Below are 21,355 nucleotides of genomic sequence, written 5' to 3' on the forward strand. Positions count from 1 at the left end.
CCATTATCAAATCACCCTACTGAAAGCCCTTCAGCATTTTATAAAAAGCTTCGGCATAGGTATCACTGATGGGGATGATTTGGTCGGCAATCTGAATCCGGTTCTTCTCGATGTGGTCGATTTTGTTAATGGCGACCAGAAAGGACCGGTGCACGCGAACAAAATCCTGGGCGGGCAGCAGCTCTTCCAGTTTGGCGAAGTTCAACAGCGTCATAATCTTCTCTTCGGTGGTATGAATGCGTAAATAGTCTTTCATACCCTCCACAAAGAGAATATTGCGGATAGCTACTTTTTGGATGCGGTGGCCCACCTTTAGGAAAATATACTCCGGCTCATTTTTGGTTTTAGCTTTTTCTTCCTTTTTCTCCGGGATATGTCGCGGGCTTTGTTCCTGGTACAAGCGTAAAACTCCTTTATAAAACCTTTCGAACGTAAAGGGCTTTAACAGGTAGTCTTTCACCTCCAACTCATACGCCTTCAGCGCATACTGATCATAGGCCGTAGTCAGGATAATCATTGGCTTGGGATTCAGCATCGGGATGAAACTTAGCCCATCCAGATCCGGCATGTTGATGTCCAGAAACAACAGGTCGGGGTTGTCTTCCTGCAACGGACCGGCGGCCTCCAAGGGACTCACGTAGGACCCTTTCAACTCCAGAAAAGAAACTTTTCGGATGTATTCTTCCAGTATTTCCTGGGCCAGATGCTCGTCCTCAATGATATAGCAGGTGAGCTTTTCTTTCATGATCCGGTGAATGAAGACCGTGGATGGCAAGAATGACGGTAAAGGTTTCGCCCGTGTTTTGAATGGTCAGCGTATGCTGGTCAGGATATAACAGCGACAGCCTTTTCCGGACGTTGGGCAGACCAATACCCCCTGGTTCTTCCAGCGTATTAGCCGTTCTTTTTGCTATTGGATTTTGCACGCTAAAGGCCAGGCTCTCTTCTTTTACCTCCACCCTTACCTTCAGGTCGCCTGGTTCCAACCGCGCGGGGCTGTGTTTATAGGCGTTTTCCAGTAGGTGGATGAACAGCAAGGGCGCAATGTAGCAGGAGTCGGCCTCCCCGTTTATCTGGAGGTCGACCACCGGACTGTTCTTGTACCGGAGCTGCTGCAAACTCACATAATCCCGCAAATAGTCTATCTCCCTTGCCAGCGGCACCGTGGAGGCATTCGACTCATAAATCATATAGCGCATCAAAGAGGCCAGCTGCATGACCGCCTCCGGTGCGGCGGGCGCCTGTTTATAAACCAGCGTGTGGATGTTGTTGAGGGTATTGAACAAGAAGTGCGGGTTGATCTGGGATTTCAAATAATATAATTCTGCCTCCACGGCCTGCTTCTCCAGCTGCTCTTTCCTGATTGTATTAATAACCAGATTCTCGGTGACCCGGGCCAGCCAGCTCAGGAAGAGAAAGATGGGTACCGTGGTGATTAGGTGGATACTGTAGTGCTCAAAATCCAGCTTCTTGTGGTGGAAGAATGAAAAGGGCAAAGGCCCGGTCAACACGATTCCCGCCAGTCGGAGGAAATAGCCCCCTCCCCTTCTCTTACCGGCATAGCGGGTCAACAGGTAAAAGTGAGTGTAGAAGACGTATAAACAGGTCCCTACAAATGCCGTGGTTGTGCTAAGCCAGTGGATATCGCCCTCACTGCTCAGTTGCCCGCCTACCAACAAGGTGAACAAGACCCAGACGAGTAAGTGAGTCAGCCGGAAGATTTTTTTGATTCGGTCCATGGAACAAAGTTGTTCCTTCCAGGCATACCCGGACTACCTTCTCGACCAGCTGGTAATTCCAATCTACAAGAGGTGAAAAGGAGCCTGCAAGTGCTTTGGCGGAAGCAAAGCCCTAGTTGGTCGATTACTTCGCCGCAGTAGCATATCACTTTTTGCCTTCCGATGGGGTAGCAATTGCTTCGTACTGAAATAGAGAAAGCAAGGACCGGCCCAGGTGCTTCGCTTTCCTCGTGTTAAAAGAGTAACCGAAGCAAACCAGATTAAGATGGGAAATCATCCCTTTGGCCTGACCATCCGCAACGTCTCTAAAAGATATGCGAATGGCGTGCAGGCCCTGAATAATATATCGCTGGATATTCCGCCTGGCATGTATGGGCTACTAGGCCCTAACGGCGCGGGTAAATCAACCCTCATGCGCACGCTGGCCACGCTGCAGGAGCCCGATGAAGGGCAGCTATTTCTAGGAGACCTCGATGTGGTGAACCAGAAGGAAGCGGTGCGCCAGACGCTGGGCTACCTGCCGCAGGAGTTCGGCGTTTACCCCAAAGCCAGTGCGGAGGAGCTGCTCGACTACTTCGCGGTGCTGAAAGGGATTACCAACCGGACGCTGCGTCGGGCAACCACCGAGGCCCTGCTCAAACAAACGAATCTGTGGGATAAGCGCAAGCAGAAGCTGGGCGGTTACTCCGGCGGCATGCGGCAACGCTTTGGCGTGGCAGTGGCCTTACTGGGCAACCCCAGGCTGTTGATCGTAGACGAGCCCACGGCGGGCCTGGACCCGGCCGAGCGCGTGCGCTTCCTCAACCTGCTGAGCGAGTTAGGGGAAAACAGCGTGGTCATCCTTTCCACGCACATTGTGGAAGATGTGGCTGAGCTGTGCACCAACATGGCCATCATCAACAAGGGCCAGATTTTGCTGGAAGCCCAGCCCCTGGCAGCGGTTGCCGCGCTCAAGGGCCGGATCTGGCGCAAGCTGACCGATAAAAATGCCCTGCCGGCGCTGGAACGGGAGCACCAGGTCATTTCGGCCAAGCTGTTGAGTGGCCGCACCATGGTGCGGGTTTACAGCCCCGAAAGGCCCGGCAACGGGTTTGAACCGGTGGAGCCGGACCTGGAGGATGCCTATTTCAGTACCATGACGGGCTGCTTCGGCCAGACCAGTCAGCAGCAGAAAGCAGAGGGGATAGTGCTATGAAGCTCCAAGGGATTTTTGCGCTGGAATTCCGGTACCAGCTTCACCGGCCCACTACCTGGCTCTACTTCGCGGTTATCCTGGGGCTCGCTTTTCTGATAGTCGTTGGCAACTATGCCGATGATGCGCGGGACGGCTATTTTCTAGTCAATGCGCCCATCGTCATTGCGACTGTCGCGGCTATCTGCTGCGTTAAGTGGTTGGTGATAGGAGCATCGGTGGCGGGCGACGCGGCTGCGCGCGATGTGCAGACCCGTATGCATTCGCTTACCTACACCGCCCCCACCAGCAAAGCCGCCTACCTGGGCGGGCGGCTGCTGGCCGCCTTCGCCCTCAATGCCCTCATTCTGCTCGCTATTCCGGCGGGCCTGCTGCTGGCCATGTACGTTGCGGGAGTAGAGGCCGATATTCTGGGTCCGTTCCGGGTGGCGGCCTACCTTACGGCCTTTTTCTTTATCGTGCTGCCCAACGCCTTTTACGCGACGGCCATTCAATTCTCGCTGGCAGCACTTAGCCGCCGGGCCATGGGAAGCTATCTGGGAGGAGCGGCCCTGTTCGTGGTGGCTTACCTGGTCTGGCAGGTGCTGCCGAATGCGGGGGAATGGGGCAAGTTGGCCGATCCGATGAGTTTTGGCCCAGTTCTGAACCATATGTCCAATGACTGGAGCCCGCTGGAGAAGAACACGCGCCTGTTTCTACTGGAGGGCTCCTTTCTCACCAACCGCCTCCTGTGGCTGGGCATCTCGCTGGGCCTGCTGGCGTTTACCTATGTCCGTTTTCAGCTCGTTTTACCCGAAACCGGCCAGAAACAGAAGCCGGGCAAACGGCCAACACCAGCCGTAGCGGCCCCGGAAAGGCTGAATCGGGGAACCGGGGCGGCGCTGCCGCAGGTCAGGGGAACGTATGGCTTTGCCACGCAGCTGCACCAGTTGCGTCTGATCAGCTGGCAGGCGTTTTGGCAGCTCGCCAAAAGCCGGGCGGGCCTTCCCCTGCTGGCCGTCCTGGCCCTGGTGGTGGGCTTGGCCGTACCCGGGAACCTGAAGGGCCGCGGCGTGCCGTTGCTGCCCCGAACCGACTTCGTCCTGGATTTTCTGACCGCTTCCCTGACACAGCCGGAGCCCTTCTGGGTCATCATGGCCCTGCTCACGATTTTCTATGCCGGGGAGCTGGTGTGGCGGGAGCGGGAAACCGGGCTGAGCGAGATTGCCAACGCGGCGCCGGTGCCGGAATGGGTGCTCTTCCTGAGCCGCTTTCTGGCGCTGGGCTTGGTGCTGGTGGTATGGCTGGCCCTCCTGATGATGGCCGGCTTGGCGGCACAGGCGGGCTTGGGAGGGGCCCGGGCTGAGCTCGGACTGTACGGGCAGGTACTGTTCGGGCTGCAATTAGTCGAGTGCCTGCTCCTGGCCCTGCTGGCCCTCGCCGTGCACGTGCTCGTGAATCAGAAGTTTGTGGGCCATCTGGTGGCGCTGCTGGCCTACGGGGGCATTGCCTTCGCGGCTACCCTGGGCATTGAGCATAAGCTGCTCGTCTTTTCCGCCAGCCCGCGCTGGACGTATACCGCCATGGCCGGCTTTGGGCCTACGCTGGCGCCCTGGCTGTGGTTTAAAGGCTACTGGGCAGCGTGGGCGCTGTTGTTAGGGGTGGTAGCGACGCTTTTCTGGGTGCGGGGCCGGGAAGCAGGTTTCGCCGCCCGGCTTCAACTGGCTCGTCGGCGCTTCACGGGTTCTGTGGCCCTGGTGTCGGCGATAGCAATAGGAAGTATTTTGGGGGCCGGCGGTTTTATTTTCTACAACACCAACGTGCTGCATGACTATACCAGCGCCGCTGCCGTCAAGGCGCGGCGGGCTGCCTACGAGCAGCGCTTCCGCCAATACCTGAACGTGCCCCAGCCCCTGCTGACCGCCGTAAGCCTCCGGGTAGAAATGTATCCCAAGCAGCGGAGGGTGGCAATCCAAGGCGCTTACCTGCTGGTGAATAACAGTGGGGTGACCATCGACTCGGTTCATCTGGCGACGGGGGTGGGCGTTGCAACCACCGGGGTTAGCTTTAACCAGCCAGCGAAGGCAGTGCTCGTGGACGAGGAGCTTGGCCACCGCATTTACGCCCTGGCCAAACCCCTCCACCCCAGCGATTCGCTACGCCTGAGCTTTCAGGTAAGGTATCAGGCGCAGGGCTTTTCCAACCGCGGAGCCGACGCGCAGGTGCTGGGAAACGGCACCAGCTTCCGGAATATGGAGTGGCTGCCCGCCATCGGGTACCAGCCCTACCGCGAGCTGGATGAGGCCGGCGCCCGCAAAGCGTATGGCCTGCCCCCCCGGCCCGCCACGGCCTCGCTCTACGACGTGGCCGCCCGTCGGTATGCCCCGTTCTCCGAGCAGATCCGCTTTGCGGCCATCGTGGGCACGGATGTCGACCAGCAGGTGGTGGCCCCGGGCACCTTGCGCCGGACCTGGACCCAAGCCGGCCGCCGCTACTTCCATTACGCCACGGATGCGCCCATCCGCAACGAATATTCCTTTTTCTCGGCCAACTACGCGGTGCGGGAAGGGAAATGGCGCAACCCGTCGGCCGGCCCGGAGCAGGAGGTTGCCATCCAGATTTTCTACCCCCCGGGGCTGCTGGAAAACCCCACGCGGATGGTTCGGAGTGCCCAGGCTTCGCTGGACTATTACACCAAGCAGTTTGGCCCCTACCCGCACCGGCAGCTGCGCTTCGTGGCCCATCCCGGCTACGACTTCGGCAACCACGCCGCGCCCATCGATATTACGACCGAAGAGGGCTTTTTCCTGCTGAACCCGAAGGCTGATCCGCGGGGCTTTGATCTGGTGACGGCCGTGGTGGCCCACGAGGTGGCGCACCAGTGGTGGGGCAACCAGCTCAAACCAGCCGATGTAGAGGGCGCGGGCCTGATTACCGAAAGCCTAGCCTGGTACTCGGCCATGGGCGTCGTTGAGGATAAATACGGCTCGGAGCACCTGCGGCGGCTCCTGAGCTTCCTGCGGGAAGAAAATGAAACCCCGCGCACCCGCGCCGCCTTACCGCTGCTGCAAGCCACCGACTGGTACCAGATGTACCGCAAAGGGCCCCGGGCGCTGTACGCGCTGAGCCAATACGTGGGCCGGGACCGCGTAAACGGGGCGCTCCGGAATTTGCTGGCGAACCACCGCCCCACGACGCTCCCCCGGCCTACTTCGCTGGATCTTTACCGGGAGCTGCAAACGGCAACGCCGGACTCGCTCCAACCGCTGCTGCACGACCTCTTTAAAGCCAACACCTTTTGGGACCTGACGACGGAAACCGCCACCGCCCAACAGCTCAAAGACGGCGCCTGGCAGGTGTCGCTCACCCTGCGAGCGAACAAGCTGGCAGTGGATAGCGCCGGCACCGAGACGAAACGACCGATGAAGGATTGGGTGGAAATCGGAGTCTTCGCCCCCGCCGAGGAGGGCGAGCAGATCGGCAAGCCGCTCTATCTGCAAAAGCACCTAATCAAATCCGGCAAGCAGACGCTCTTGTTGACGGTACCTGACAAGCCCGCTAAAGTTGGCTTTGATCCACACCAGTTGCTAGTTGATTGGAATACAATTGATAACTACAAAGTGGTGCAGCCAAGAAATTAAACCGAGTAGGTACAGGCCCTCTGGCAAGGGGATACAACCATCGCTATTCGTAGCAGCTGCCCGGATTTAGCGAAGTCGCGCTACATGCGGGCTTTGGGAAAATAAGGCTCGCCGGACCCACCGTCTGGGGCGTCGCGCCTGAAGCAAACCGGGGTCGTCTGGCTCCCCTCTCCTGCGGCTTCGCGCCTCAAGCGAACGGGGGCCGGAGGTGAGGCATTTGGGAATGCGCCGATAATTCGCTCGTAACCTACCTTTGACTTCCCATCCTCGCGCTCCTCATCATCCGGCGCTTCCCTCACTCCATGCCCGATCCGCACGCTAATTCCCCTCTTTCAAAAAACGAACTGCTGGCCCGCAAAAACGAAGAAGCCTTACTCGGCGGGGGGCAAGCCCGCATCGACGCTCAGCACCAAAAAGGCAAGCTCACGGCCCGCGAACGGATTGACTTGTTGCTGGACGAAGGCTCGTTCGAAGAGATTGGCAAGTTTGTGATGCACCGGGCCAAAGATTTCGGCCTCGACAAAGAGCACTACCTCGGCGACGGGGTGGTGACGGGCTACGGCACCGTGAATGGCCGCCTGGTGTACATTTTCTCGCAGGACTTCACCGTCTTCGGGGGCTCGCTCAGCGAAACGCACGCCGAAAAGATCGTGAAAATCATGGACCTGGCGATGAAGAACGGCGCCCCGGTTGTCGGGCTGAACGACTCCGGCGGGGCCCGCATTCAGGAAGGCGTGGTGAGCCTGGGCGGCTACGCCGACATCTTCTACAAGAACACGCTGGCCTCGGGCGTAGTCCCGCAGTTGTCGGCCATCATGGGGCCGTGCGCGGGCGGCGCCGTGTATTCGCCCGCCATCACCGACTTCATTCTGATGGTGGAGCACACCAGCTACATGTTCGTGACCGGCCCGAACGTGGTGAAGACCGTAACTCACGAAGAAGTTACCAGCGAGGAACTCGGCGGGGCCAGCACGCACTCGGCCAAGAGCGGGGTTACGCACTTCAGCTGCGCCAACGAGGTAGCCTGCATCACCCACCTCAAGCAGCTGCTGAGCTACATGCCGCAAAACTGTGAGGAAACTGCCCCCGCGCAACCCTACGAGAGCAACGACGACGAAAGCCGCCCCGCGCTCGACCAGCTGATTCCCGATAACGCCAACCAGCCCTACGACATCCGCGAGGTCATCGAAGGCATCATCGACGCCGATTCGTTTCTCGAAGTTCACCAGAACTTCGCCGAGAACATCGTCGTGGGCTTTGCCCGGCTGGCTGGCCGCAGCATCGGCATCGTGGGCAACCAGCCCGCCGTACTGGCCGGGGTGCTCGACATCAACGCCAGCACCAAAGCGGCCCGCTTCGTGCGTTTCTGCGATTCCTTTAACATTCCGCTCCTCGTACTGGAGGACGTACCGGGCTTTCTGCCCGGCACCGACCAGGAGTGGCGCGGCATCATTACCAACGGCGCCAAGCTGCTCTACGCCTTTTGCGAGGCTACCGTGCCGCGCATTACCGTCATCACCCGCAAGGCCTACGGCGGTGCTTACGACGTGATGAACTCCAAGCACATCGGGGCCGACCTGAACTACGCCTGGCCCACCGCCGAAATCGCCGTGATGGGCGCCAAAGGGGCCGCCGAAATCATCTTCAAGCGCGAAATCGCGGCCGCGGCCGACCCCGCCGCCAAGCTGCAGGAGAAGGTCGACGAGTACCAGCAGAAGTTCGCCACGCCATATCGGGCCGCGCACCGGGGCTTTGTTGATGAAGTAATTCTGCCCTCGCAGACCCGGCAGAAGCTGATCCGCGCCTTCAAGATGCTGGAGAATAAAGTGGACGTTTTACCGCGCAAAAAGCACGGAAATATTCCCCTGTAACGTTGCTTATTATTCCGACGAAAGCAGCATCTTATCGCAGCGGCTTTCGTGAGGTTCCCCACATCCGGCAGCCCCGACGTGATAAGCGTTTCCGCTGCGCTCAGAATGGCCTTCTACTATGCGTCCTGAATCGTTCGAATTCCTTCAAACCTACCTCAATAACCCCTCGCCCACCGGCTTCGAAAAAGAAGGCCAGCAGCTGTGGCTGGAATACCTCAAGCCCTACATCGACGAGCATTTCGTGGATACCTATGGCACGGTGGTCGGCGTGGTTAACCCCCAGGCGAAGTACAAAGTTGTCATCGAAGCCCACGCCGATGAGATTTCTTATTTCGTAAACTACATCACCAAGGAAGGCTATCTGTACCTGCGGCGCAACGGCGGCTCCGACCCCCTGGTCGCGCCCAGCAAGCGCGTTAACATTTTCGGCGAGAAAGGCATTGTGAAGGCTGTCTTTGGCTGGCCCGCCATTCACGTGCGCAAAACGGAGCAAGACAAGGCGCCGACCATTGAAACCGTGTTTCTGGACTGCGGGGCCAGCAGCGCCGAGGAAGTAGCCGAGCTGGGCGTGCACGTGGGCTCCGTCGTTACGTTCGAGGACGAGTTTACGGTGCTGAATGAGAAGTTTTACGTGGGCCGCGCCCTCGACAACCGCGTGGGCGGCTTCATGATTGCCGAAGTAGCCCGCCGGCTGAAAGAAGGAGGCAAGCCCCTGCCCTTCGGCCTCTATATCGTCAACTCGGTGCAGGAAGAAATCGGGCTGCGCGGCGCCGAGATGATTGCCCACCGCATCCAGCCCAACGTGGCCATCATCACCGACGTGACCCACGACACGCAGTCGCCGATGTACGAGAAGAAAACTTCCGGCGACATTCACTGCGGCAAAGGCCCGGTAATTACCTATGGGCCCGCTGTGCAGAACAACTTGCGCGACTTGATTATTGACACGGCCAAGCAGCACGACATTGCCTTCCAGCGCGCCGCCGCCACCCGCGCTACCGGCACCGACACCGACGCCTTCGCCTATTCCAACGCGGGCGTGGCCTCAGCCCTTATCTCGCTGCCGCTGAAGTACATGCACACCACCGTGGAAACGGTACACAAGGACGACGTGGAAAACGTGATCCGGCTGATCTACGAAACGCTGCTGCGAATTGAAGACGGCCACGACTTCCGGTACTTCTCATAAGCGGTCTTTTTCGTAACAACAGAACACAAAATCACTCTAAACGGAAAGGCATAGGATAAGAATATAAAATATCTTATTTTTGTTGGGCTTAACCCGTCCTGAATGCGCTGCCCGCCGCCTCCCCTTGTCTGTTTGTTGCTCATACTGAGCCTAGTCACCGGTGCGTCCGCGCAGACATGGCAAATGCCCAACTCTGACTTGGGGGTGCCCAAGCCGCAAGGGCCACGCCTGCCCTCCCTGGGCAATTTGGCCGACGACCAGCAGGCCCGTATGCGCGCTCAGAATCAGGCAAACATGGATGAGGTGGACCGCTACAATGCGCAACAAGCCCAAGGCAACCAGCTCATTGAGGAAGCGAGGGAGGATTTTGTCAAAATCGAGCGCCAGCGCCGCGAACAAGCCGAATTTAACGCCCACTTTGAAGCCAGTAACAAGGTGCTCTACGGGGCCGCCTACGATGCGTTGGCTGAGATGCTGGACGGGCGGCGCCAGGCAAACCTGCCGTTGGCCGTGTTCATCGTGGAGAACACGTACTCGAACAATAAACTGAATTACTCCGCCTTCAAGGCCAGAATGGACGAACTGGTGCACATGTGTCAGGGGCTGGCCGGCGCGAAGGATAGCCCGGCGGCCCGTTTTGTGGCCTTACAACAGCTCATGACCGATACCGTGCGGGTCAGCTATGCCGGCAAGGTGGTATCGAAGCACCTACCGTACCGCTATGATTTCGTGGATTTTCGGGGCAAAAACGACTATACCAAGCAATTTGTGAGCAAGTTGCTGCACACCGGCACCGGGCAATGCCACTCCATGCCACTGCTCTATAAGATGCTGGCCGACCAGTTGGGCGTAAAATCCAATCTTAGCATGGCTCCCAACCACTCGTACATTCAGGTGGTGGGGCCGGATGGGCAGTTGTACAGCTACGAAACGACTAATGGACACTTCACCACGGATGCCTTTTACATGACGTCGGGCTACGTGAAAACGGCTGCCCTGAAAACACGCGCCTACATGGATACGCTCACCTCCCGCCAAACCCTAGCCTACCAAGTAACGGACCTGGCGCAAGGATACGCTCACTACTACGGCGAGGATGCTTTCACCGAAAAATGCGCGAAGCTGGCCTTAAAATATTATCCTCAAAGCGTTCAGGCCCACATTATTCTGCATAACGCCGCTCTCACCCGGTTTGCCCGCGCCTATAAAAAGGCCGGCAGTCCGACCAAAGAACAGGCTATGCAACTCCCCTCCCTCAAGCCACTGTGGGCCGAAGTCGTTCGGTCTAATCAGGGCCTAGCGGCAATCGGCTATGAGGAAATTCCTCCGGAACAGTACGCCCGCTGGCTCAATTCCGCGCAGGATGAGCAACACCGACAGGAAAGTTTACAGGCTGCGGCCGGCTTTCTAAAACCCGCTGCTAGGTAGTCCCTTCGCTATGAAGCATCCTTTATCCTTGCTTGGGTTGCTCCTGCTGTTGGCGGCCGGGGCTTGCACGCGCCGGTCGCTGGTGCCCATCGAGCCGCTGGCATTGCGCACCCCCGCCTATCATCCCCGGTCAGTTCCTGCTCCGGTTGCCTCCGTGCCGGCTCAAGTCCCGGCCCAACGCCTAGCTGTGGTTATCCCACCGGCACGAGTAGCCCCAACCCGTGACCAGGTTATCAGTGACCTGTACGAGCGGACGTATCAGGAGTTGGCTAAGATGCTCAGCGGAACATACCCGCTCAGCTTCAAGCGAGCCGTGTTTCTGACAGAGAATGCGTATTTTGATGATAGGCTGAGCTATGCGGAATTTAGTCAGCATATTTCCGCGCTGGCGCAAGTCTGCCGCGTCTTAAAAGCAAACAATGACCCTTTTTTTCTCTATAACGAGGACGACCGAGAGAACGTGGCCCGCAACGCGGCCATTTTCCGCTTGATGAAGGATACCATTACCGTAGGCAAAGGGCTACGCTTACTTCCTTATCGCTACGATTTTGAGGATTTTGACGGGGACCGTAACTGGGCCAAAATGTTTGTCAGCAAGTTGCTCGTGACGCATTCGGGTAACTGCCACTCGTTGCCTTACCTCTATAAGATACTGGCTGACGAAACCGGCGCGCAAACCTGGCTTAGTCTGGCCCCCAACCACATTTATTTGAAGCAGCGCGACCAGAAAGATGGGTTTTACAATACGGAGCTGACCAGCTACACCTTCCCGACGGACGGGTGGCTGATGGCCTCGGGCTACGTCAGCAAGGAAACCATTGTCAGCGGCATCTATATGGACACGCTCAGTGCCAAGCAAAATGTTGTGCTCTGTCTCGTGGACCTGGCCAAAGGCTACGAGCGGAAAGTATCGTCTGACAGCAGCGCCGCGTTCGTCCGCAAATGCACGGCCCTGGCCCTGCACCATTTCCCCCAATACATCAACGCGCAGTTGCTACAAGCCGAAACGCTTCGGGGAGAGTTTGAGCGCCAAACCAACGCGGCTGACGCCCGCGCTGCCTTTGCCGCAATGGAAACCGCTTATACTCGCATCTTTGAGACGGGTTACCGCGAAATGCCCGCGCAGATGTATGCCGACTGGTTACATTCGGTGCTGGATGAAAAGGGAAAATACCAACGCAAGCACTAAGTCCTTACTATGCGTCCTGTTTACGCTGTTTTGCCGCTGGCCCTGGGCCTCTGCCACACCGTCCAAGCCCAACAGCCGTTCGAGCGGTTTGGGCTCAAAATCAAGGTGGCGACGTTGAGCGGGGGACGCTACCCCGAATTTTTCGCCAATGACAGCCTGCGGCGCATTGGCTCAGTTGTCTATAACACCCGCCTGCGCCGCATTGCCTACCTGCTGCCTGGTGATTCACTGGTCGGTCGGGTCCGGCCCGAAGTCACCAGTCGTTGGTTTAGCCCCGACCCCTTGGCGGAGAAGTACCTCTTCCTTAGCCCTTATGTCTATGTTGACAATAACCCGATTCGTTACAAAGACCCTGACGGAAGGGAAATTGTAGGTACGGATGGAAAACCTGTTACCTATTCCAGGGATGCTGAATCAGGAAAAATTTCGTTTTCAGCCAACGCCTCCAAGGCAACACTGCGAATTGGAAACGCTCTGCTAAATGCTGGTGGTATTGGTACAGAGCAATTAGATAAGTTGATTTCCTCTGATGTGAAAGTGACGCTAAAGGTTAGCCAAGAAGATAAAATGGGCACGAATGGTAAGCCACAAAGAGGGGGAACAGTGCTGACTAAGATTTCTGAGGGAAAAGATGGGAAATTCAAAGCCGAGGCAGCTACGATTACTATTTACGAAAAGTCTGTCAATAAAACTGCTGATGCAGCAGGGTATCACCGTGAAGGCGTTTTTGCAGGTACTTCCGGTCACGAAATTGAGCACGCGACCAACCAGGAGAATGTGAATATGCAACAGCAAAATTCGAAAAACGGAGCAAAAAACGATATAGAATCAGGGCCAAACATGATTAGAGATGCTATTATTAATCAATTTGAAGATAAGAAAGCAGCTCAACATTAATTAAACATTTTTTAGACAGCTAATATGATTGGCAAAAGAACCTTTATTTTTATACTTACTCTACTGCCGGGTGGTCACGCCTTCGCACAAACTGACCGTACCGTATTAATTACGAGCAAAACGAATATTAAAAGGGAGCTTTTTAACTACTTAGTCGCTACTAAGCAATCATCCCAAGCTGACGAGTACAACGCGATGTATCAGGTTGACTTGGTTACTAAATCATCTGTGCCCGGTGTCGCTATATACAAATTTGGCATTCAAAGTGCTCATGCTGGTTATAATGTAGTATTCCGGTATCGGAATAAGCTAATCTTCCCCGGTTCCATTACATCTGGCCGCCTCCTTACTCTTTTGGGCAACTTCCTATCTCAGTATCCCAAAAGCTTCACTTTTAACGAACAAAAGCAACTGGCAGAAAGCTTATTTGACATAATAGAGCATAGAGAATACCTAGCCAATCAGGATGAGTTACCACCAAAGTAGATGAGGCTTATAATTGAGGCACAGAGAACCGCAATTAACGGAGATAAACAGGTAAAAGGATCAGCCGATTAACTTTTGGATCAAACTTTTAATAGAGTTGCTATTTGCTGATAATCAGAAATTTGTTTGAAATAAGATTCCTGATTTAGTTTAAATACGGAGCTACATACGGGTAGCATACGCCCAAAAACGCTACCACTATCGTGATGATCCTTAAACCAAGGAAAATTTTATGATTTAAAAAATTATCAAATATGGTTTATCAATTAATTCAATGCAAACAATTGCTTTTATTAGGCAGCCCATGATAATATCCCCACCTAAACAGGTGGCGCCATTTATGACCAAGTCGAAAATGTCGTACCCGATTATGGTCCGGATACCCGTCAAATTTACGAAGTAAAAGATGCAAGCGGCAAAATGCGAATAGTACAGAACATACCATAAAATACATGCAAGCCTTTCACTCATACCTGTTCATCGCTCTTAGTGCTATACTAGTACCCTTGCAGCACATATGTGGTCAGGCGGCACCTATCAAAGCTCGTCCGTCTGAAAAGCCGCCAACTGGCTACACGGTTACCAGAATCGATTCTGTTAAGAACCTGTTTTTGATATACGTCACTCGCAATGATTCAATATTCAAGATTGTTTCCTTGAATCAGAAAGGCGTAAACTGTACCCCGCTAAAGGTCAATGGCACTTATCCTCTCACTTTACACTCACGCTTTGGGGGGAAGTATGCTATAAAGTCTCAAAACGCTGACTTCAACGTTTCATATAATTACTACGGGACTTTTGTCTCGTTAGAGAAAGAGCGTGGTATTAGGGACTTGTTTACTGCTGACAACTTGAAAGGACGTTGTCTTTGTAAGTAAAGCTGTCCTTGAATTTAACCCTAAACTACTAAAAAGGCCCACTAACGTCAATGAACGAGCACATTGCCACGCGGGCAACGCTACCAACGCCTCCCCAATAACGATTGTTATTCCCTGACGCTCCGCCTGAAAGGTGGGGTCATTCCGTGCGCTCTCCCCTATCCCTGCCTCTTACCGTTACCGACCAAATGGGCCGGCAGGTAGCGGTGCCGTTTCCGCCCCAGCGGATTGTTTCCCTGGTGCCGTCGCAAACGGAGCTCCTGTTCGATTTAGGACTGGCCGAAAAGGTAGTGGGCGTCACCAAGTTTTGCATTCATCCGGCCGAAGCTCGCGCGCAAGCTACGGTCGTCGGCGGGACCAAGCAGTTTGACTTCGAGAAAATAGCTGGCCTGCAGCCGGATTTAATTCTTGGCAACAAGGAAGAAAACTACCAGGCCGGAATCGAGCAGTTAGCGGCTACCTACCCGGTCTGGCTCAGCGACATTAGCGACCTGCCAACCGCCCTGAACATGATTCGGCGCGTGGGCTTTATTACGGGTAAAAAGGAAGCCGCCGAAACGCTGGCCCAGGAAATTGACGCCTCGTTTGCCGCGCTTCCGGGTAACGGACCAGGGCGCTCAGCCGCTTACTTTATTTGGCGAAAACCCTACATGGTCGCCGCGACCGGCACTTTTATCAATGACTTATTGCAGCGCGCCGGGTTCGTGAATGCCTTCGCCGACCACCATCGGTACCCGGAAATAACCGCCGGGCAGTTAGCCGCCGCCGCGCCCCAGCACATTCTGCTGTCGTCGGAGCCGTACCCGTTCGGTGCCAAGCACCAGGCTGAATTTCAAGCCCTATGCCCGGCGGCAACCATTCAAGTTGTTGATGGAGAGCTGTTCAGCTGGTACGGCAGCCGGCTGCGTAAGTCAGCGGCCTACCTCACTCAGCTTCGCGGGTAGTAAAGCCGGCTTGAGCCAATTCTTTCCAGAACCGCGGGTACGATTTTTTCACCACCAGCGGGGCGGCAATAGTAAGCGGCCCGCGTAGGGCCAGGGGTGCGAACGCCATGGCCATGCGGTGGTCGTGATACGTGTCGACCATTTGCTTGTCCACGGTGAAACCCGTTGATTCCACTCGGAAACGGCCCGCGCCCACTTCCCGCAAGTTGCCGCCAAACTTAGCCAGCTCGGTTTGCAGGGCAGCAATCCGGTCCGTTTCCTTGATGCGCAAGCTTTCCAGCCCGGTCATTTCAACCGGAATAGCCAGGGTAGCCGCTACCACGGCCACGGTTTGGGCTAAGTCCGGGCAGTTGGTGAAATCGAAGAATAATTGCTCATTATCAGCCGGGAGCGGTACCTGCCGGAGATGAATGCCGTCGGGCAAGAAGGTTGTTTGCACCCCAAAATGCGCCATGAGGCTCCCAATGGCCTGGTCGCCTTGCAGCGACTGCTCGCGCAAGCCCGGCAAAGTAATCTCCGAGCCCGCCGGTGCCAACGCCACCAGCGAATACCAATAGCTGGCGGCCGACCAGTCCGCCTCCACCGTGTAGTCGGTGGGCTGGTACGGAGTTGGCCCTACCCGGATGGTGTCGCCCTCAACCATCCAATCGGCGCCAAACCGCCGCATCAGCGCCAGGGTCATGTCGATGTACGGGCGGGAGCCGACGGGGCCAGTGAGGCGCAGGCGCAGGCCACCGGGCTGGTATGGGCTCAGCATCAGCAGGGCCGAAATGTACTGGCTGCTGATGTCGCCGCGCATTTCCGTTTCGCCGGGGCCTCCGGTGTCGGCTGCGATAAGGCCCGCGAACTCCAGCGGCGGAAAGCCCTCCTTTTTCAGATAGGTAATGCGGGCCCCCGCCTGCCGCAACGCACTCACGAGCACGGCAATGGGGCGCTCCTGCATGCGGGCGGTGCCCGTGAGTTGGCCCCGCCAGCCCGTAATAGCCAGGTAGGCAGTGAGGAAGCGCATCACGGTGCCGGCATCTTCCGCATCGAGCACCGCAGTGCTCGGTGCCGCGGCCAGCAGGCGGCGCATAAGCTGGGTGTCGTGAGCATCCGACAAATTACTGACGGTGCCCCCGCCCGCCAGCGCTTGCAGAATGAGGGCGCGATTGGCTTCGCTTTTGGAAGCCGGTAGTTGGGCGGTACCGCGCAGCGGCCCGCCGGGCCAGGATAAGTGCATAGAGTGGGAGCACCGGCTTCAACCGGCGCCGAAATGAATTTTTCTTGCGAGAAGAACTGGCCCACGCGGGCCGACCCGGCGACTACAGTCGGTGGTAATAGCGCAACGATTCGGCTATTTCCGCCAGGGTCACGGGCTGGTCAAAAACCCCGTTGCCAATGCCCTGCAGCAGGGTGCACTGGATGGTGGCGCCCGCGTTTTTCTTGTCCTGCAGCGCGAATTCAGCAATAGCGGCGGTTTCCAGCCCCACGAACGCCAGCTTATCAAATACTGACAACACGAAGGTTTCGATTTTGTCTAACTCCTCGGGGCTCAGCAACCCGCGCTGGACCGACAGCCAGCTTTCACACACCAAACCAGCCGCCACGGCCTCGCCGTGCAGGGCCTCGCGCCCAGGCTGGGTGAGCAGATAGCTTTCGAGGGCGTGGCCTACCGTGTGGCCAAAATTGAGGAGCTTGCGGGGACCATTCTCCAGGGGGTCCTGGCTGACGATCCGCTCCTTCAGGGCCACCGACTCGCGGATAATAGGCGTCCAGTTATCGGTGAGCCATCCCAGGCGGCGGTGCTGGGCGAAGGCTGCCGCATCGGCAATGAGCCAGTGCTTAAGCACCTCGGCATAGCCTGACTTTAGCTGGCGCGGGTCCAGGGTTTGCAAAAACTGCGGCTCGATAAACACGGCAGCCGGGGCCTGAAACACGCCCAACTGGTTTTTATACCCTTGAAAGTCGACCCCGGTTTTGCCGCCCACGCTGGCATCGACCTGCGCCAGCAACGTAGTGGGTACCTGCACAAAGCGGATCCCGCGCTTGTAGAGGGCCGCCGCAAAACCGCCCAAATCCGTGACCACGCCCCCACCCAGATTCACCAGCACCGCGTGGCGGTCGGCGCGCTGTTCGGTGAGCTGGCACCACACGGTATCGCAACTGGCCAGGGTCTTATATCCTTCGCCGGCCGGAATCTCAATGAGCTGATAGCTGGTCGGCAAGTGCTTTTCCAGCAAGGGCAGGCACTGGCGGGCCGTGTTCCCATCAACTAACACAAATACTTGGCTCACGGCCGGCCGAGCCAGCAGTTCGGCCAGCGCCGGCAGGGCTTCGGGACCGATGACAACGGAAGTATGCATGGGGCAAAAGTCAGCATAAAAAACCGCCCATCCTGCTTTTTACGCGCAACTATTACGCGCCGCGACCAGTCACCAAAGCACAAACGGGAGATTCTTTTTACATGATTCGCTTGGCTTCCTGACCTTCCATTTTTGACTTACCAACTTCAATGAAACGCTTTTTTCAATTTTCCGCACTGCTTTTCTCAATCGGCACCGTTGGCTTAGCCAGTTGTAAAAAGGAGGTCAAGGCTCCTAAGGTCACTGAATGCCCAGCCTCAAGCAGCCTCATCGGTACCTGGAGGCTTACGAGCCGGGAATGCGAATGCCTGCCCAGTCCCACACCCAACGAGATGGTCATATTCACTGCTTCCGGTTTTGCTTTCTACCGAGACGGCCTGTTAACGTCCAGTGGCACTTACACCTTTGGTACGGCTACCCCGTGCGGGTCTTCGCCGGTCCCGGGCTTAACCTTCGCCTATACTGGCACCAATACCGCGCCGCACAGTGTCGCCTACACGCTGACTAGTACCCAACTAATATTAGATCGAGGCGTTGCCTGCGATGCTCCGCGTGACACCTACGTCCGGCTTCCTTAGTCGCTTCTACCATCAATTTACCCCCCTCTTCTGATGAAGCACCACCCATTACGCTCTTTTCTGCTGCCGCTCTTCGTTTCAATAAGCCTGGTAAGCTGTAAAAAAGATACCTCCGTCAGCCCAACGGGCCTCATCGGCACCTGGAAGCTCACCAACCGGGAATGCTATTGCCTGCCCATGTCTAGGCCCGACGAGAGCGTCACCTTCACGGGTAAGAACTTCTCGTTCTGCAAAGACGGCCGCATAATCTCGGAAGGCACTTACACTAAGACTACTGGTCCAGTTGAATGCGGCAGTACCACTCAGGTTCCGATACTCCGTTTGGCGGGCACCAGCGGCGTGATCCACCAAGTAGTCGCAACCATCGACGGCCGAACGTTGGTGCTAGACTACCGGGCCGAGGGTGGCGGTTGCATTTCCGACACATCCATCGACACGTACGAGCGGCTGCCGTAGCGCACCCGGAGCCGGGCTATAGTCCCGGCCCCAGATGCGTCGCGCCGTCTACTTGGGGGCGACCGTTGAGCACCTCGGTCTGCTTGCGGATGCTTTCGATGTGAATCAGCTTGTAGAGCTCGGCTACGAACTTGTCGTTCACCTTGAGCTTGCTGGCCCAGTCGGTGCGGGTGTTAAAGATTTCCTGCCAGCGGTCGAGCTGCAGGATTTTGACGTTGTTCTCCTTCTTGTACTCGGCCAGCTCTTCTACCAAGGCCATGCGGCGAGCCAGGGCTTCCACAATCTCGCGGTCGGCCACGTCCATCTTGTGGCGCAGCTCCTCGGCTTTGTTGAGGTAGTCGGCGTTATTAGAAGAGCGGTAGCGGTATTGCAGCTCGCTCAGAATTTCGCCGAGGCGCTGGGGCGTCACTTGCTGTTCGGCATCGCTCAGGGCGTGGTCGGGGTCGGGATGGGTTTCAATCATGAGGCCATCGTAGTCCAGATCCAGGGCTTTTTGCGCGATGGGCAGCAGCAGGTCGCGCCGCCCCCCGATGTGGCTGGGGTCGCAGATGAGGGGAATGTGCGGGAAGCGCGTTTTCAGCTCGATGGGCAGCATCCAGGTGGGCGCGTTGCGGTAGCGGCTGGGCGCGAACGTGCTGAAGCCGCGGTGGATAGCCGCCAGATCGGTAATCCCGGCCCGCTCCAGGCGCTCCAGGGCGCCGGCCCACAGGGCCACGTCGGGGTTCACGGGGTTTTTCACCATCACGGGCACGCCGGTACCGGCCAGCGCATCGGCCAGCTCCTGCACCGCAAAGGGGTTGACGGTGGTGCGGGCCCCAATCCAGAGCACGTCGATGCCGTGGCGCAGCGCTTCTTCGACGTGGCGCGGGTTGGCCACTTCGATAGTCGTGGGAATACTGGTTTCGGCCTTCACGCGCTGCAGCCAGGGCAGCGCCGCGGCGCCCATGCCTTCGAACGAGCCCGGCCGGGTGCGAGGCTTCCAGATCCCGGCCCGAAACAAGTCGATTGAACCCAGGGCTTTCAAGCCGTGGGCGGTGGCCAGCACCTGCTCTTCGGTTTCGGCCGAGCACGGACCGGCAATGAGCAGCGGCTGGCCTTTCTGCGCCAGCAGCCGGGTGAAGAACGTATCAGTAGGGAGGACCATCTTACAGGGTAACGGACAAGTGAGCACCGGTTTCCGGCGGCGCCGAAAAGCTGGGCAAACGTAACTCGTTTCCACGGAACGTTGTTTACCGGTTACCTTCGCCTGCCGCTGGCTTCGCGCCCTAATTCCCACCCCCAGTTGCTCCACTCTATGTCGCCCGCCCCTCCCACCCAGGCCCCGCCCATATCGTTTGAAGACACTCGCGTGGCCTTCGCCTCCAAATCCGACGCGCAGCTGCGGAAAGCCTACGCGCTGTTCGCGGCCATGAACAACGGCAGCTTGGTAAAAACCGGCAGCGGACTAATGAAAACGGCGCTGAAGTGGGGGCTGCCCGGCACGAAATTCCTGATCAAGCATTCTATCTTCGAGCAGTTTTGCGGGGGCGAAACCATCGCCGAATGCCGGGCCGTATCCGAGGAGCTGGGCAAGTACAACATCGGCACCATCTTAGACTATTCGGTGGAGGGCGAAGGCAACGACCGCAGCTACGACCGGACCCGCGACGAAATCCTGGCCACCATCGACGAGGCCCACCGCTCAAAACACATTCCCTTTTCGGTATTCAAGGTTACCGGCGTAGCCAACGTGGCCATCCTGGAGAAAATCCAGGCCGGCCAGCCCCTCACCGCCAGCGAGGCGGCGGCTCACGCCCAGGCCGTGGCCCGCGTGGACAGCCTTTGCGCCCGCGCCCACCAACACGGCGTCCGCCTCTTCGTTGATGCCGAGGAGAGCTGGTTTCAGCACACCATCGACCTGCTGACCTACGACATGATGGCCAAGTACAACCGCGAGACGGCCATTGTCTGGAATACCTACCAGCTCTACCGCCACGACCGCCTCGAGGCGCTGAAAGCCGCCCACGACGTAGCGGCTGAGGCCGGCTACTACGTCGGAGCCAAGCTGGTGCGCGGGGCCTACATGGAGAAGGAAACCCGCGTGGCCCAGCAGCGCGGCTACCCGAACCCCATCAACCCCACCAAGCAGAACACCGACGCCCTTTACGACGAGTCGCTGCGCTATTGCGTGGCGCACCTCGACCGCATCAGCCTGTGCGCAGGCACTCACAACGAAGCCAGCTCGCTGCTGCTCACCCACCTGATGCAGCAGGCTGGCCTGGTACCCGGCGACCCGCGCGTATGGTTTGCGCAGCTTTACGGCATGAGTGACAACCTTACCTACAACCTCGCCAACGCCGGCTACAATACCGCCAAGTACCTCCCCTACGGCCCGGTAGCTGCGGTAATGCCCTACTTGCTGCGGCGGGCCGACGAAAACACCGCCATCGCGGGCCAAAGCAGCCGGGAGTTCTTGCTAATTCAAAAGGAAATCCGGCGGCGCCAGGGCCGGTAGCTGGCCGGTGGTCGCGTAGGGTGGCTCGACTACAAACCGGCAGCCGAAA

Annotated in this window: 16 protein-coding genes; 11 read left to right on the forward strand and 5 right to left on the reverse strand. The window is 57.4% G+C overall.

The features are described from left to right. Positions 1-16: 16 nt before the first annotated feature. Positions 17-745: a LytR/AlgR family response regulator transcription factor gene (locus IC235_RS00225; RefSeq protein ID WP_191003147.1), complete on the reverse strand. Its 729-nt coding sequence runs from the start codon at positions 743-745 to the stop codon at positions 17-19. Beyond that, positions 714-1,739, reverse strand: a complete 1,026-nt coding sequence (locus tag IC235_RS00230; RefSeq protein ID WP_191003148.1) for a sensor histidine kinase — start codon at positions 1,737-1,739, stop codon at positions 714-716. The genes IC235_RS00225 and IC235_RS00230 overlap by 32 nt, the downstream gene beginning before the upstream one ends. Positions 1,740-2,004: 265 nt before the next feature. Here IC235_RS00230 and IC235_RS00235 point away from each other — a divergent pair, with 265 nt between their 5' ends. The 9 genes from IC235_RS00235 to IC235_RS00275 all read left to right on the forward strand — a co-directional run bounded on the left by IC235_RS00235 (position 2,005) and on the right by IC235_RS00275 (position 15,433). Further along, positions 2,005-2,934, forward strand: coding sequence for an ABC transporter ATP-binding protein (locus tag IC235_RS00235; protein ID WP_191003149.1), 930 nt, complete (start codon positions 2,005-2,007; stop codon positions 2,932-2,934). Then, positions 2,931-6,551 carry an ABC transporter permease/M1 family aminopeptidase gene (locus IC235_RS00240; RefSeq protein ID WP_191003150.1) on the forward strand — a complete coding sequence of 1,207 codons (3,621 nt, stop codon included), beginning with the start codon at positions 2,931-2,933 and terminating at the stop codon, positions 6,549-6,551. Before IC235_RS00235 ends, IC235_RS00240 begins: the two co-directional genes overlap by 4 nt. Positions 6,552-6,853: 302 nt before the next feature. Next, the gene (locus IC235_RS00245) at positions 6,854-8,422 is read left to right on the forward strand and encodes an acyl-CoA carboxylase subunit beta (RefSeq protein WP_191003151.1); all 1,569 of its coding nucleotides are present in this window, start codon (positions 6,854-6,856) and stop codon (positions 8,420-8,422) included. A gap of 118 nt (positions 8,423-8,540) precedes the next feature. After that, the gene (locus tag IC235_RS00250) at positions 8,541-9,611 is read left to right on the forward strand and encodes a M42 family metallopeptidase (protein WP_191003152.1); all 1,071 of its coding nucleotides are present in this window, start codon (positions 8,541-8,543) and stop codon (positions 9,609-9,611) included. 183 nt (positions 9,612-9,794) lie between these two features. Next, positions 9,795-11,039: a hypothetical protein gene (locus tag IC235_RS00255; protein ID WP_191003153.1), complete on the forward strand. Its 1,245-nt coding sequence runs from the start codon at positions 9,795-9,797 to the stop codon at positions 11,037-11,039. 10 nt (positions 11,040-11,049) lie between these two features. Then, positions 11,050-12,228: a hypothetical protein gene (locus tag IC235_RS00260; protein ID WP_191003154.1), complete on the forward strand. Its 1,179-nt coding sequence runs from the start codon at positions 11,050-11,052 to the stop codon at positions 12,226-12,228. Between the two features lie 9 nt (positions 12,229-12,237). Further along, on the forward strand, positions 12,238-13,125 hold the full coding sequence (locus IC235_RS00265) for an RHS repeat-associated core domain-containing protein (protein ID WP_191003155.1): 888 nt from the start codon (positions 12,238-12,240) through the stop codon (positions 13,123-13,125). 24 nt (positions 13,126-13,149) lie between these two features. Next, entirely contained in the window at positions 13,150-13,611 is a 462-nt protein-coding gene (locus IC235_RS00270; protein WP_191003156.1) for a hypothetical protein, read from the forward strand. A 1,024-nt stretch (positions 13,612-14,635) separates the two neighbouring features. Then, positions 14,636-15,433 carry an ABC transporter substrate-binding protein gene (locus IC235_RS00275; RefSeq protein ID WP_317173501.1) on the forward strand — a complete coding sequence of 266 codons (798 nt, stop codon included), beginning with the start codon at positions 14,636-14,638 and terminating at the stop codon, positions 15,431-15,433. Here the strand turns inward: IC235_RS00275 and IC235_RS00280 are convergent. Both IC235_RS00280 and aroB read right to left on the reverse strand, forming a co-directional pair. Then, the gene (locus IC235_RS00280) at positions 15,414-16,655 is read right to left on the reverse strand and encodes a 3-phosphoshikimate 1-carboxyvinyltransferase (RefSeq protein WP_191003157.1); all 1,242 of its coding nucleotides are present in this window, start codon (positions 16,653-16,655) and stop codon (positions 15,414-15,416) included. The genes IC235_RS00275 and IC235_RS00280 overlap by 20 nt on opposite strands. A gap of 82 nt (positions 16,656-16,737) precedes the next feature. Beyond that, complete coding sequence (gene aroB / locus IC235_RS00285) at positions 16,738-17,778, reverse strand: 3-dehydroquinate synthase (RefSeq protein WP_191003158.1); 1,041 nt, start codon at positions 17,776-17,778, stop codon at positions 16,738-16,740. 611 nt (positions 17,779-18,389) lie between these two features. Between aroB and IC235_RS00290 the strand changes: the two genes are divergently transcribed. Beyond that, on the forward strand, positions 18,390-18,812 hold the full coding sequence (locus IC235_RS00290) for a hypothetical protein (protein WP_191003159.1): 423 nt from the start codon (positions 18,390-18,392) through the stop codon (positions 18,810-18,812). 16 nt (positions 18,813-18,828) lie between these two features. Here IC235_RS00290 and IC235_RS00295 read toward each other — a convergent pair whose 3' ends face one another. Next, complete coding sequence (locus tag IC235_RS00295; RefSeq protein WP_191003160.1) at positions 18,829-19,956, reverse strand: chorismate mutase; 1,128 nt, start codon at positions 19,954-19,956, stop codon at positions 18,829-18,831. A gap of 150 nt (positions 19,957-20,106) precedes the next feature. Here IC235_RS00295 and IC235_RS00300 point away from each other — a divergent pair, with 150 nt between their 5' ends. After that, positions 20,107-21,306, forward strand: coding sequence for a proline dehydrogenase family protein (locus IC235_RS00300; protein WP_191003161.1), 1,200 nt, complete (start codon positions 20,107-20,109; stop codon positions 21,304-21,306). The last annotated feature ends 49 nt before the right edge of the window (positions 21,307-21,355 follow it).

The sequence above is a fragment of the Hymenobacter montanus genome (assembly GCF_014699115.1).
Taxonomy (GTDB): domain Bacteria; phylum Bacteroidota; class Bacteroidia; order Cytophagales; family Hymenobacteraceae; genus Hymenobacter; species Hymenobacter montanus.

Coding starts and splice junctions, on each gene's coding strand:
- IC235_RS00225 (WP_191003147.1), bottom strand. CDS start 745: ATGAAAGAAAAGCTCACCTGCTATATCATTGAGGACGAGCATCTGGCC.
- IC235_RS00230 (WP_191003148.1), bottom strand. CDS start 1,739: ATGGACCGAATCAAAAAAATCTTCCGGCTGACTCACTTACTCGTCTGG.
- IC235_RS00235 (WP_191003149.1), top strand. CDS start 2,005: ATGGGAAATCATCCCTTTGGCCTGACCATCCGCAACGTCTCTAAAAGA.
- IC235_RS00240 (WP_191003150.1), top strand. CDS start 2,931: ATGAAGCTCCAAGGGATTTTTGCGCTGGAATTCCGGTACCAGCTTCAC.
- IC235_RS00245 (WP_191003151.1), top strand. CDS start 6,854: ATGCCCGATCCGCACGCTAATTCCCCTCTTTCAAAAAACGAACTGCTG.
- IC235_RS00250 (WP_191003152.1), top strand. CDS start 8,541: ATGCGTCCTGAATCGTTCGAATTCCTTCAAACCTACCTCAATAACCCC.
- IC235_RS00255 (WP_191003153.1), top strand. CDS start 9,795: ATGCCCAACTCTGACTTGGGGGTGCCCAAGCCGCAAGGGCCACGCCTG.
- IC235_RS00260 (WP_191003154.1), top strand. CDS start 11,050: ATGAAGCATCCTTTATCCTTGCTTGGGTTGCTCCTGCTGTTGGCGGCC.
- IC235_RS00265 (WP_191003155.1), top strand. CDS start 12,238: ATGCGTCCTGTTTACGCTGTTTTGCCGCTGGCCCTGGGCCTCTGCCAC.
- IC235_RS00270 (WP_191003156.1), top strand. CDS start 13,150: ATGATTGGCAAAAGAACCTTTATTTTTATACTTACTCTACTGCCGGGT.
- IC235_RS00280 (WP_191003157.1), bottom strand. CDS start 16,655: ATGCACTTATCCTGGCCCGGCGGGCCGCTGCGCGGTACCGCCCAACTA.
- aroB (WP_191003158.1), bottom strand. CDS start 17,778: ATGCATACTTCCGTTGTCATCGGTCCCGAAGCCCTGCCGGCGCTGGCC.
- IC235_RS00290 (WP_191003159.1), top strand. CDS start 18,390: ATGAAGCACCACCCATTACGCTCTTTTCTGCTGCCGCTCTTCGTTTCA.
- IC235_RS00295 (WP_191003160.1), bottom strand. CDS start 19,956: ATGGTCCTCCCTACTGATACGTTCTTCACCCGGCTGCTGGCGCAGAAA.
- IC235_RS00300 (WP_191003161.1), top strand. CDS start 20,107: ATGTCGCCCGCCCCTCCCACCCAGGCCCCGCCCATATCGTTTGAAGAC.